Source organism: Pediococcus sp. M21F004 (assembly GCF_051122535.1).
Taxonomy (GTDB): Bacteria; Bacillota; Bacilli; order Lactobacillales; family Lactobacillaceae; genus Pediococcus; species Pediococcus inopinatus.
On sequence record NZ_CP177314.1, the window covers coordinates 1,441,973 to 1,454,768 of the forward strand.

The window sequence follows — 12,796 nt, forward strand, 5'->3', positions numbered from 1 at the left end:
AGAGGTGAGGGCGATGAATTATGATCGAGAACCGCATGGAGTGTTTTTCATGATTGATAATAAATCATTTTATGCCAGTGTTGAATCCGTCACACGCGATAAGGATCCTTTGGAGTCGGTTTTAGTTGTGATGTCAGAGGCGGATAACACGAATGGGGGCCTTATTTTGGCGTCCTCACCGCGGGCAAAAGAAATCTTTGGAATTACTAACGTCTCTCGTTGTCGAGATCTGCCTGATGATAAACGTTTAACGGTGGTCCCACCACGAATGAATCTGTACATAAAAAAGAATTTAGCGATTAACAAAATCTTTTTACAATTTGTAGCAGACGAGGATTGTTATCCGTATTCAATTGATGAATCGATTTTAGATATGTCGAAATCTTGGCGTTTGTTTGGCCGAACCCCGTTAGAAGTTGCTAAACGAATTCAGACAACTGTTCACGAAAAATTAGGATTGTGGACAACGGTTGGAATTGGTGAGAATCCAGTGCAGGCAAAGCTAGCATTGGATTTAATGGCTAAACATGACAAGGAGCTTATGGGAACTTTAACTTATGAATCGTTTCCAGAAAAAATTTGGCCAATTACAGATTTGAAGTCTGTTTGGAGTATTGGACGACGAACAGCAGCTCATTTAGTGAGGATAGGGATTCATAGCATGGATGATTTGGCCCATTCAAATCCGTATCAACTAAAGGCGGAGTTTGGCATTATCGGTACCCAATTATTAGCTTTAGCGTGGGGGGTTGATCGAAGTCAATTATCAGATTTGATCAAACCAAATGATAAAAGTTGGGGAAACTCACAAGTTTTAGCTAGAGATTACTTGGTGCAGCGAGAAATTGAAACGGTTATTAAAGAAATTGGTAATCAGGTTGCTTCACGCATGCGACATCATCGCCAGCAGGCTGGCTGTGTAAGCTTAATGATTGGCTTTTCCTATGCGAGTGCAGAGGCTAATCATAAAGGCGGATTTGCCCATTCAATGCGAATTGAGGCCACAGAGAGTTCGGATCAGATCAATCAATATTTAATTTATCTATTTCGAAAAACATGGGATGGAGAAGGGATTCGTAACATTGCAGTTTCACTTTCCCGGTTGTCAGCAAACGATGGCCTGCAATTAAATTTGTTTATGAATCCCCATAAACAAATTAAACAAGATTTGATGACACGTGTACTAGACAAGGTGCATGATCAATTTGGAACGACAGCTTTAGTGCCAGCTAGCAGTTTGTTACATGGTGCAACGATGCTAGAACGAGCATCCTTAGTGGGTGGACATAATGGAGGGAATAGTTTTGATTGAAACCAGCGAACAAGCAACCAAATTAATTTTAGAACGCCTACAAAAGGATTTTTTGCGAAAATCGCGTACAATTTATCAGATGTTAATTGTGCGTGACCGATTCAGCCAGACATTTAATTTTTTTCTTGAAATTAAGCCAAAAAATCATCGCGAAAAATCGATTCCCTTACACACGATTGAAAATTATGATTTATCGTACCTAGAGCAGATTATTCGCGATCTGCAAAAACAAACGCAAATTACAATGCAATTTAGAGGCTTTCAAGAATTAGTGTGGCCAGAAAGTCAAAACCGAATTTCAAAGGGATGATTTCATGATTATTAAAAGGGTTGATGAATCAGTTACAGAACAATTTTTTAAAAACGATTATCATGATCGGGGTATGCTGAAGTGGGGTGGATTTTTTCTATCAGACCATACAAGTGCCATTAAAAAAATGAAAAAGGCTGAAATTCCAGAAAAACAATTACCAGAGCAACCGCTTGAAGAGATTAGTCGCCGATTACAACAAGCCTGGATTCATAAGCATTTAGTGCATATCCAGTTAAAATTTCGTACAAATGGAGAGCGAGTTGAGTCGCTGACAGGAATGGTTAGCGGGTATTATGAAGACGAGATAGTTTTAGCTGATTCTGAAGGTGAGCTAAAATCTGTAAGTCTTGAAGATATTTGTAATGTGCACGAACAAAGCGATTCGATCGATTGGAAAAAATTGAATTTAAATGCATAAAAAAATCCCTATCCTATTTCAAATTAGGATGAGGACTGTTGGTTATTATGAACGACGGGTGAACTTCACAACGGCTTCACAACGTGCTGTTTGAGGGAACATATCAATTGATTGAATGTAATCAATAATGTAGTCGGTTGTTAATTGCGTTAAGTCACGTGCCAATGTAGATGGGTTACATGAAATGTACACAAAACGTTCTGGTTTGGCGTGAATGATGGTTTCAAGGAGCTTATCATCCAAACCTGTTCGTGGTGGATCAACGATGATGGCATCCGGATGAAAGCCAGCTGCCATCCATTGCGAAACAAGATCTTCGGCACGACCAACCTCATACGTAGCATTGGTGATCCCGTTTAGTTTTGCATTTTCATTGGCATCTTCGACTGATTCGGGAATGATATCCATCCCCCGAACTTCTTTAACTTGATCAGCCAGAGAAAGACCGATTGTGCCGACTCCAGAATAAGCATCTACTAAGTTATCGGTAGGAGATAATTCTAACGCCTTGCGAGCTTCTGCATATAGTTTAGAAGTTTGAGAAGAGTTCAATTGATAAAAGGCACGCGCTGATAAATTGAAGGTCAATCCGTCTAATTTATCTTGGATAAATGTTTTACCAGCCAAGCAGGCTGTATCATCTCCCCAAACAAGGGACGTTTTACCTTTGTTGACATTTTGCATATAAGAAACGATTTCAGGGAAATCTTTTTGAAGTTCAGCAATCATTTCTCGTTTGTGAGGGAGCTTTGTAGAATTAGTAATGAAAACTAACTGAGCTTCATTAGTTGTAGCAGCCACCCGAACAACAATGGTTTTAACAATGCCTGAGCCGTGTTCTTCATCATAGATCGGAACGTCAAGCTCATCTAATAACGCAACCACCCGACGCATGATTTTCATTGTGAGAGGATGCTGAACACTACATGTAGGTAAGTCAACAAGGTCATGACTGCCTTCTTTATAGAGGCCGGCAGCAACCTTGCCGTCCAATTTACGAACTTGAAATTGAGCCTTATTGCGATATTCATAAGGATTATCCATACCAATAGTTGGTAACAGTTTATAGTATTGATGGCCGGCAGGACGATATTTTTCAAGCGCTTGACGAACAATATCCCGCTTGAACTCAAGTTGAGCGGGGTAGGCAAGGTGTTCTAGTTCAAAGCCGCCCACTTTACCTGCGTACGTATCACGTGGTTCAACCCGATCCTCACTTTTTTCGCGAATGGCATGCAATTCAGCAGTCATATACCGAGGATGGATGGCAGTTACGGTTGCTGTGACAACTTCATCAGGTAAGGCTCCTTTAACGAAACAGATGGTATGCTTGAAGTAACCGATGCCTTCCCCATTGATACCAAGGCGTTTGATGGTCAACGGGATTCGTTGTCCAATTTCAATTGTATCTTGAACGGATCCTTGAGATTGGGGGGATTTATGATAGTCTTTTTTAAATTGTGGCTTGTAATTCTTATTATCGTTCATTAGAGTTCCTTTCTAGATTAGTGTGAACGGATTATATTTAATCTATTCAACACGTTTGACTGACTGCCCATTATAGTCTTGATAGTATAATTCGGAAACATCATAGCTTTTAAAGATTTGTAGAATATCGAAGAAATCATCAACTGCCTGGGTTTGTTTAACTTGATAGGGGTCTTCCCAAAAAACATCACCCTCTGAAGAAGACTGCGGAGTTCCTTTAAATTGATTGGTCCTAAACAAAAATACGATATAACGAACATGAGCATCATACATAAACTGTTTAATGCCAATTAATTGAGGATTTTGAATTTCAAGATGGGTTTCTTCATAAACCTCACGAATAGCAGATTCTACGAATGATTCGCCAACATTAACATGCCCACCAGGGAAGGTGATACCAGCCCAGTTTTTATTACGTCGGTCTTCAAGCAGGACCTTTTTTGTGGTCGGGTCCTCAACCATCACAAGATTAGTTAAAATTGTTTTTTCTGGCAAATGTAATTGTGACATAGGCAACTCTCCCTTTAAGCAATGATCTTATAGTCTATCATACCAGAAATTAAGGTTAAGAATTTATTTTTACTAAGTCATTCCAATGTCATTTTTGGAAAAAGTGCGTATGATAATGGTGTAAAGATTGGGAGATGAACTAATTGAAAAAAATTGGATTTATTGGAACTGGTGTGATGGGCACTGGGATTATTAAAAATATGCTGAAGGCTGGCTATTCAGTGACAGTGTTTAATCGAACAAAAGTGCATGCAGATTCGGTTATTGAAGCTGGTGCTAACTGGGCAGAGTCCCCTCAAAATGTAACTGAAGTCAGCGATATCGTATTTACGATGGTCGGGTTCCCGCCTGATGTTGAAGAAGTCTACTTTGGTGAAAACGGGATTTTTGCCGGGGTTAAACCCGGAAAAATTGTGGTTGATATGACGACTAGCACACCAACTTTAGCTAAAAGAATTAGTGAGCGCGGAGCAGAAAAGAAGATTCTAGTTTTAGATGCGCCAGTTTCGGGTGGTGATATTGGTGCCGAAAAAGGGACACTCACCATTATGGTTGGTGGAAACAAAGACGCTTATGACAGTTTACAACCAATTTTTGATATTATTGGGCAACAAGCAAATTATTTTGGCGAAGCAGGTGCTGGGCAAAATGCAAAGATGGCCAATCAAATCATGATTGCCGGGACTATGACAGGGATGAGCGAGATGCTAGTTTACGCTAATGCTGCTGGATTGGATTTGCCAAAAGTTCTTCAAACCCTTGAAAGCGGTGGGGCTGATAATTGGAGTATGGAAAACTATGCACCAAGAATACTCAAGAATGATTATACGCCAGGATTTTTTGCCAAACATTTCTTGAAGGATTTACGAATTGCTTTAAACGAAGCTGATCGCATGCACATCAGTCTTCCTGCAACAGATGCAGCGCGGAACTTATATGCCCGTTTGGTGGATGAGAAACATCTGGGTAATGATGGCACCCAGGTACTGGTAAAACTTTGGTGGGAAACCGGAAAGCTACCAAATTAATTTGGTTTTTGAAGTTAAATTAGGTACACTAAGTTCTGAAGCTAAATTCAGAACAGGGGTCCTATAAATGAGTATTCATAAAATCTCAAAGAGTCGGAAGCTTTGGTTAACCTTTTTCCTTGGATTGATCAGCGCAACCGGCCCTTTATCGTTAGATATGTATTTACCAGCTTTACCAACTATGCAAACAACATTTCACACAAGTACTTCAGTAATTCAAATGAGCATTACTTTTTGTTTAGTTGGATTGGCAGTAGGACAGTTAATTGTGGGTCCACTCAGTGACAAATTTGGTCGGCGGGTACCGCTTGCCATTGGGTTTGCAGTGTTTGCTTTAACTTCAGTCCTGATCATGCTTGTCCATTCTATTACCCTTTTTCTTATCCTTCGTTTCATTCAAGGATTAGCAGGATCAGCTGGTCAGGTGCTTTCACGTGCCGTCGCTCGCGATTTATTCTCTGGTAAAGAGCTAACTAAATTCTTCGCCTTGCTAATGGGTGTGAATGGTATATTTCCAATTATTTCTCCCATCATTGGTGGCTTCTTACTGAACTTCATGAGTTGGCGTGGAATTTTTGGGCTATTAACTGTTATTGGGATCTTGGTAGTACTGGGAATTTGGTTGACACTAACAGAGACATTACCGTTAAACTTACGAAGCACACAAAGCATCTTTCAAGGATTTAAATCTTTGGGGGTCATGTTTACCAAACGTGATTTTGTTTTGATTGCGTTAATTCAAGGACTGGTATTTGGGTCCTTATTCAGCTACATTTCAGCATCTTCATTTGTTTTTCAAAACTTTTTCCATTTAACAGCTCAACAATTTAGTTTGTTATATGCTTTGAACGGGTTAGGTATCATCATTGGTAACAATATTCCCGCATATCTCACCGAGAAGTTAACGAGTTGGCAGATTTTAAAAGCAACCTTGCTTCTAGGATCATTGTCAGGTGTGGTTATGGTTGGTAGTCTCTTTTTGACACCTAATATTTTGTTGGTGGCAGTTCCACTCTTTATTGTGGTTGTTTGCATCGGGGTTGTTAACACGATTGCTACTTCTCTTGCGATGAGTAGTCAGAGTACAAATACGGGGAGTGCCTCAGCAGTCTTAGGTCTTTTAATGAATATTGTTGGTGGGATATTTACACCTTTAGCGGGTGCGCTGGGCAACCAAAGCTACGCACCAATGGCAATTCTGATCTTGATTAGTGAATTAGGTGCACTCGGATTATTTGTAAATTTAATGAAACTAGAAAAAAAGAAACAAATCCTGTGAGATTAGGGTTTGCCGAACTTAATTTTAACTTCAAATTTTGAACTAATTGTAGTACAATTAAGTTAAAAGCGGGGTGGACAATATGGCAAAAGATATAAAAGCAGATGAATACATAACAGGCTCCGAGGTTGTTCATAAAGTAGAGCGGATCGGTAGTTTGGCAACTTTGGGTAACTGGGCTAAAGAAATGGAACGAATGGGTCATAAGTTCCAACATGATGGTCGTGGACGGCGGATTTATTCCGAGGATGATATGAAGCTTCTCCAACAAATGAATGATTTGTTGGGAGACCGACATACCTTGAAACAGGCTGTTGATGTAACTTTGGGACTTACAGATAAAGAAGCAGCTGAAAGAAGCAAAAAGGCCGACGAAACACCAGCTGTGGTTGATACTAAAATGTTTGAAGCACAGAATAAGGATCTATCTGAGATCAAAGAAATGTTAGCTCAGGTAGTTAAACAAAACCAACAGTATCACGAAGAAAATGTAAAATTACAAACGCAAATTTCTGAACTCACAGAGGTAACTAAAAAAAGTGCTCAGCTATTACAGGAACCACCTAAGAAAAAATCTTGGTGGCAGCGGCATTTTGGTTCCGATGAAACGGATGAAGCCTAATAAATAAAGCATTTGAACTAAGCCTTTCGGCCGAATTCAAATGCTTTTTTGCACCTATTTTTTTTCGTTAATAATATAGATGGGACGGTGTTTGCTTTCTGAATAAATACGACCGACATAATTGCCAAGAATACCTAAGCAGAAAAGCTGAATTCCACCGATGAAAAGGATGATTGCAGCCAAAGATGGCCATCCAGCTGTTGTATCGCCAAAGAAAATAGTGCGAAAAATGATAAAAATAACAGCGATAACGGATATGATACAAGCCAAGATTCCCACAAAACTGGCAATTGCTAAAGGAGCCGCAGAGAAATCGATGATGGCTTCCAGGGAGTATTCAAAAAGCTGCCAAAGTGACCAAGAAGTATTTCCCGCCACACGCTCGCGATTTTCAAAGTCTAGATATTTTGTTTTGAATCCAACCCAGCTAAAAATTCCTTTAGAAAAACGATTGATTTCAGGCATATCTAAAACAGCCTCAACCACCTTACGATTCATAACCCGATAGTCACGAGCATTGGGAATAATTTCAACTTTAGAAATTTTGTTAATTAATTTATAGAACAGGTTTGAAAGAAAAGACCGAAATGCTGGTTCACCTTCACGACCGACACGACGGGTGCCAATGGTGTCGTATTCACCAGTGCGAAGTTCACGAAGCATTTTGGGGAGTAATTCAGGAGGATCCTGTAAATCAACATCCATTAAACCGACAATTTCGCCAGTGGCGGCTTGTAGGCCAGCCAAAATGGCAGACTCTTTTCCAAAATTTCGTGAAAACGAAATATAATGGGCCGTTTCAGGGTGTTGAGTGTTAAGTTTTTTAAGTTCAGTTAAGGTGGCATCTGAGGAACCATCGTCAATTAGCCAAAGCTCCAGTGAATAGTCTCGCATTTGAGGATCTTCGAATACCTTTGTGATAGCGTCAAAATAAATTGGCACGGATTCTTGTTCGTTAAAACATGGCACGATCATTGATACAGTTTGCATTAGTTAAACTCCTCCTACTCTGTTTTAAATTATAACATTTACCTTTGCGGCAAGTACAAAAATTTAATAATTAGATCCAGACAGGCTATAATGTGATCAATAAAGCAAAACGTTGGGAGATGGCAAAATGGCGGCAATATTAGAGCTTCAAGAAGTCGGTTATCGGGTTGAAGACAATCAAATTTTACAAGGAATTTCTTTATCAGTCGAAACGGAGGATTATCTCACCATTACAGGGCCTTCAGGCGGAGGGAAAAGCACCTTGTTACGAGTTCTGTCTTCGTTGTTAACGGCCACTGAAGGAAAGATTTTGTTTAAAGGACAAAATATTAGTAAAAAAGATCCTATTGAATACCGACGACAAGTTTCATACTGTTTTCAGCAACCAACTTTATTTGGGAGAACCGTGGCGGATAATTTGGATTTTCCTTTTCAAATTCGTAATGAAGAGATCAACGTGGCAAAACAACAAGCCGCGCTGCAGTATGTAGGATTACCAGAGGCCTATTTAAGCAAGAAAATTACAGAACTATCTGGTGGTGAAAAGCAACGAGTAGCTATGATTCGTAACATTATGTTCTTACCGGATGTGCTGCTTTTGGATGAAGTAACTGCCGGGCTGGATGAAGAAAATAAAGATATTGTGCATAACTTAATTGAACATTTTCACAAAGATCATCACGTGACGATTTTGTCGGTGACGCATGATGCAACGGAAATTCAGAAAGCTAATCACTTAATTACCATCTCAAAGGGAAGACTGGAGGTTGCACAATGAATCTTGATGTAAGTAATTGGTCGTTATCGTTAGCCACATTGCTGGTCATGGTGGCTTTATGGATTGGCTATCGTGAAAAGCTTGGAATTGACCGGGAAATTATTGTGGGGGTTGTTCGTGCTGTCATTCAACTCTTCGTGGTTGGGTATTTATTGAAATATATTTTCAAAGTTAATAACATTTTCTTAACCCTGGTCATGATTTTTATCATTTTATTTAATGCTTCCTGGAATGCACAAAAGCGAAGTAATGGCATGACGCACGCGTTGCCAATTTCGTTTGTCGCAATTCTTACGAGTACTGGAGTTACGCTGGGAGTACTAATCTTGTCTGGCGCTATAAAACTTGTCCCATCACAAGTGATTCCAATTTCAGGAATGATTGCTAGTAATTCGATGGTGGCAATTGGATTGTGCTATCGCAGTATGAATTCACAATTCCGTGATCAACGGCAAAGTGTTTTAGAACGGCTCGCTTTAGGCGGTACTGTGCGAGATGCTTCAATCGGAATTTTACGGGAAAGTATTAAAACGGGCATGGCACCCACTATTGATTCGGCAAAAACGGTTGGAATTGTTAGTTTACCAGGGATGATGTCTGGACTAATTTTTGCGGGCGTGGATCCGGTCCGGGCAATTAAATACCAAATCATGGTCACTTTTATGTTACTTTCGGCAACTAGTATTGGCTCTGTAATTGCATGTTACCTCGCTTATCGAAACTTTTATAATGAGCGCAAACAACTGAAAGAAATGACTAACAATGATTAACTAATAAAACCGTGAGAAAAAAATTAGCAATTTGTGAAAACGCTCACTAACATCACAGGAAGCCCTTACAGTTATCCGGTATAATAGAGGCAAATATTAGAATGGGGAGCTGGTTAAATTGGGAGACACGAGCATGAACACAAAGCAGTTTCGCTGGTTTACAATTGCACTGATCGCGTTTAACACTGTTTGGGGATTTAACAACGTTGTGAATAATTATGCGCAACAAGGCGCATCCGTTATTACATCGTGGATTATTATTTTAGCGGTTTATTTTATTCCGTATACATTAATGGTTGGTCAACTTGGTTCGACGTTCCAAAAGAGTGGTGGGGGTGTTAGTTCTTGGATTGACGCAACTTCAACACGTGGATTAGCTTACTTTGCCGCTTGGACATATTGGGTAGTCCACGTGCCATATTTGGCACAAAAGCCACAAAATATTTTAATCGCCATTAGTTGGGCGTTTACAGGAGCTGGAACCTACTTCAATCATTTTTCAACAGCTATTTTTTCGATTTTATGTTTAATTGTATTTCTATTTTTCATGTGGGTAGCTTCAAGAGGGATCACAACGCTTGGGGTCATTGCAACGTTGGCTGGGACGGCCACCTTTGTAATGTCGATTCTATTTATCTTTCTCGCCATCGCGGCACCACATTTGCCAAACGTTACTGCAGCGACACAAAACTTAACCCATGTTAAAACTTATATTCCAAACTTTAATTTTAGCTATTTTACAACTTTATCGATGTTAGTTTTAGCAGTTGGTGGTTCTGAAAAAATTGCGCCGTATGTTAACAAGACGAAAAATCCTTCCAAAGAATTTCCACTTGGAATGATTGTGTTGGCCGTCTTGGTTGGTATTTGTGCCATTGTTGGATCAATCGGAATGGCTATCATGTTCAATAGTAAAGCAATTCCCAAGGATTTGATGATGAACGGGGCTTACAGTGCTTTTCAACGGTTAGGGCAGTATTATCACGTTGGGAATGCCTTGATGATTACTTATGGATTAACTAATTCCATTGGCCAAATTGCAGCCTTAATCGTTTCAATTGATGCGCCCCTTCGAATTCTCCTTTCTGGTCATAATGATGAATATGTACCTAAATCACTAATGAAGCTCAACAAGCATGGTGTCTTCATTAATGGATACAAAATGACGGGAATCTTAGTTGGAATTTTAATTGTTTTACCTGGACTCGGAATTAAAAATATTCAACAACTTTACAATTGGTTACTGAACTTGAACTCAATTGTCATGCCGCTTCGTTACTTATGGGTATTCGTAGCCTTCATGCTTTTGAGTAAACATATGAATAAATTCCATTCAGATTATATGTTTGTTAAAAACAAGAAAATCGGTTGGTTACTTGGATTCTGGTGTTTCATTTTTACAGCTTTCGTGTGTGTCTTAGGGATGGTTCCTAAAGTTAATTTTTCTGCAGACCCTCACGGATGGCTTTTACAGTTAGGCTTAAATATTATTACGCCAGTTGTGCTAATTGCCCTTGGTTTTATCATGCCAATGATTGCACGACGCGGCAAAAATAAATAAGAATTTTTAAGAAGTTTGTTTACTTAATTGTGAACAAGCTTTTTATATTAATCTATATAGCACGTTTTCTGGTAGAATAGGCTTATTGACACAGAAATGGAGACGATGAAACGTGAGTAAAGTAACCAGCATGTGTACCTCAGTTTTAGTAGGAAAAAAGGCCAGTTTAGATGGTTCAACAATGATTGCAAGAAACGAAGATCGGTATTTGCCGATTCATCCAAAGAAATTTTATATGCACCCAGCTGTTAAGGGGCAAAAAGTGATTTTAAAGTCCCAATTAAACGGTTTTGAAGCAACGTTACCAGAAAACGGCTATCGTTATACAGCAACGCCAGATGCCGATCCCAGCAAACTTCACGAAGGTGTGAACGATGAAAGTGGGATTAATGAGAAAAACGTGGCGGTCAGTGCTACCGAAAGTACTTACGGAAATGAACGCACGTTAGCATACGATCCTTTGGTTGAAGACGGATTAGGTGAAGATTCGCTTGAAACGATGGTTCTTCCTTATGTGAATTCTGCTGTTGAAGGTGTCCAAAGACTAGGCCAACTAATCACCAAGTATGGTTCTAATGCCGGAAATAGTGTTCTTTTCAGTGATAAAAAAGACGTTTGGTACATGGAAATTGTGACTGGTCATTACTGGGTCGCTCAACGTATTCCAGATGATGCGTATGCTGTAGCTGCTAATGAAGTTGCGATTCAACAAGTTGATTTCAATGATCCCGATAATTTCATGTGGGCCGATGGAATTCAAGAATTTGTTGAAAAACATCATTTGAATGTGGACGATGAGGGTTGGAACTTCCGCCATATTTTTGGCACATTTAACGAAAAAGATCGCCATTACAATACACCACGAGTTTGGTACGCACAAAAATTCCTGAATCCTGAAATTGAACAGGATCCAGAATCTGGTGAGCTGCCATTTATTTGTCATACATCACATAAAATTTCGGTCGAAGATGTGGAATTTATTTTGGGTTCCCACTATAACGAAACACAATACGATCCTCTAGCACCTGGTGAAAGTGCAGATAAATATCGTTATCGTCCAATTTCAATGAACAGAACGCAAAATTCACATGTGCTGCAGATTCGTAATGACGTGCCAGATGAACAGGCCGCAATTTATTGGTTGAACTTTGGGGTGCCTTCTTTCAGTCCTTACGTACCGTTCTACAGCAATGCGACGGATACGGACGACAGTTATAAGAATACAGCCATGAACTTTAATTTCGATGATGCTTACTGGATGTATCGCACATTATCGATGATGGTGGAAAGTCACTATCCACAATTTGTGCAAAACTCTCGCGATTACTTAACAGCAATTCGGGAAACGCAGCGTCGTCATTTGGAAAATACAGATAATAAAGCGCGCGACTTGTCCGGAACAGCTTTATCAGATTACTTAACTGATCAAAATAAAGTTTTAGTTGCTGAAATGCGTAAACAAACCGTTGATTTCATTGGGAGTTTGGTTGTGCAGGGCGCCGGATTGTCGAAACTGACGTTTAATATGGATAAGAATTTATAGGATTAGAATTGAATAGCTAAATAGTTTAAAAAGCTGATTTCCTCCATAAAAATTGGGCTGGAACGCTGTGGACGCAAATTTGAGATAACTTGTTGGCTCAAATCTTGGTCTTATTGTAAATGCTAAAACACATACAATAATTTGGGTCTCTGTCAAACTGTATTGGTAGAGATTTTTGAAGGCA

13 protein-coding genes are annotated in these 12,796 nt (G+C 39.5%); 10 read left to right on the forward strand and 3 right to left on the reverse strand.

The genetic code is table 11. The annotated features are described in order from the left end of the window. The first annotated feature begins 13 nt into the window (after nucleotides 1-13). From ACLHK8_RS07360 to ACLHK8_RS07370, 3 genes are read left to right on the forward strand one after another with little or no spacing between them, the layout of a single operon-like run. Nucleotides 14-1,312 (forward strand): DinB/UmuC family translesion DNA polymerase, encoded by a 1,299-nt coding sequence (locus ACLHK8_RS07360; protein ID WP_057773801.1) that lies wholly within the window; start codon nucleotides 14-16, stop codon nucleotides 1,310-1,312. After that, nucleotides 1,305-1,622, forward strand: a complete 318-nt coding sequence (locus ACLHK8_RS07365; protein WP_082623283.1) for a hypothetical protein — start codon at nucleotides 1,305-1,307, stop codon at nucleotides 1,620-1,622. Before ACLHK8_RS07360 ends, ACLHK8_RS07365 begins: the two co-directional genes overlap by 8 nt. Before the next feature lie 4 nt (nucleotides 1,623-1,626). Next, nucleotides 1,627-2,043, forward strand: a complete 417-nt coding sequence (locus ACLHK8_RS07370; protein WP_057773805.1) for a YolD-like family protein — start codon at nucleotides 1,627-1,629, stop codon at nucleotides 2,041-2,043. A gap of 45 nt (nucleotides 2,044-2,088) precedes the next feature. Here the strand turns inward: ACLHK8_RS07370 and rlmD are convergent, their stop codons facing one another. Together rlmD and ACLHK8_RS07380 are read right to left on the reverse strand one after the other, a co-directional pair. Next, a complete protein-coding gene (rlmD, locus tag ACLHK8_RS07375) occupies nucleotides 2,089-3,531 on the reverse strand; it encodes a 23S rRNA (uracil(1939)-C(5))-methyltransferase RlmD (protein ID WP_063698643.1) in 1,443 nt (480 codons plus the stop codon). A gap of 42 nt (nucleotides 3,532-3,573) precedes the next feature. After that, nucleotides 3,574-4,041, reverse strand: a complete 468-nt coding sequence (locus ACLHK8_RS07380) for an 8-oxo-dGTP diphosphatase (protein ID WP_057773809.1) — start codon at nucleotides 4,039-4,041, stop codon at nucleotides 3,574-3,576. 143 nt (nucleotides 4,042-4,184) lie between these two features. On the opposite strand from ACLHK8_RS07380, the gene ACLHK8_RS07385 reads away from it, so the two are divergent. From ACLHK8_RS07385 to ACLHK8_RS07395, 3 genes are all read left to right on the forward strand, one after another. Next, nucleotides 4,185-5,069, forward strand: coding sequence for an NAD(P)-dependent oxidoreductase (locus ACLHK8_RS07385; RefSeq protein ID WP_057773811.1), 885 nt, complete (start codon nucleotides 4,185-4,187; stop codon nucleotides 5,067-5,069). Between the two features lie 67 nt (nucleotides 5,070-5,136). After that, nucleotides 5,137-6,348: a multidrug effflux MFS transporter gene (locus ACLHK8_RS07390; RefSeq protein WP_057773813.1), complete on the forward strand. Its 1,212-nt coding sequence runs from the start codon at nucleotides 5,137-5,139 to the stop codon at nucleotides 6,346-6,348. An 82-nt stretch (nucleotides 6,349-6,430) separates the two neighbouring features. Then, a complete protein-coding gene (locus ACLHK8_RS07395) occupies nucleotides 6,431-6,970 on the forward strand; it encodes a MerR family transcriptional regulator (RefSeq protein ID WP_057773815.1) in 540 nt (179 codons plus the stop codon). A gap of 54 nt (nucleotides 6,971-7,024) precedes the next feature. Here the strand turns inward: ACLHK8_RS07395 and ACLHK8_RS07400 are convergent, their stop codons facing one another. Next, nucleotides 7,025-7,960: a glycosyltransferase family 2 protein gene (locus ACLHK8_RS07400; RefSeq protein ID WP_063698641.1), complete on the reverse strand. Its 936-nt coding sequence runs from the start codon at nucleotides 7,958-7,960 to the stop codon at nucleotides 7,025-7,027. Nucleotides 7,961-8,087: 127 nt separating this feature from the next. Between ACLHK8_RS07400 and ACLHK8_RS07405 the strand changes: the two genes are divergently transcribed. The 4 genes from ACLHK8_RS07405 to ACLHK8_RS07420 all read left to right on the forward strand — a co-directional run bounded on the left by ACLHK8_RS07405 (nucleotide 8,088) and on the right by ACLHK8_RS07420 (nucleotide 12,612). Beyond that, nucleotides 8,088-8,738 carry an ABC transporter ATP-binding protein gene (locus ACLHK8_RS07405; protein WP_063698639.1) on the forward strand — a complete coding sequence of 217 codons (651 nt, stop codon included), beginning with the start codon at nucleotides 8,088-8,090 and terminating at the stop codon, nucleotides 8,736-8,738. Next, the gene (locus ACLHK8_RS07410) at nucleotides 8,735-9,508 is read left to right on the forward strand and encodes an ABC transporter permease (RefSeq protein ID WP_057773821.1); all 774 of its coding nucleotides are present in this window, start codon (nucleotides 8,735-8,737) and stop codon (nucleotides 9,506-9,508) included. Before ACLHK8_RS07405 ends, ACLHK8_RS07410 begins: the two co-directional genes overlap by 4 nt. Nucleotides 9,509-9,641: 133 nt before the next feature. Beyond that, complete coding sequence (locus tag ACLHK8_RS07415) at nucleotides 9,642-11,069, forward strand: APC family permease (protein ID WP_057773823.1); 1,428 nt, start codon at nucleotides 9,642-9,644, stop codon at nucleotides 11,067-11,069. A 130-nt stretch (nucleotides 11,070-11,199) separates the two neighbouring features. Next, a complete protein-coding gene (locus tag ACLHK8_RS07420; protein WP_057773826.1) occupies nucleotides 11,200-12,612 on the forward strand; it encodes a C69 family dipeptidase in 1,413 nt (470 codons plus the stop codon). Nucleotides 12,613-12,796: the final 184 nt, after the last annotated feature.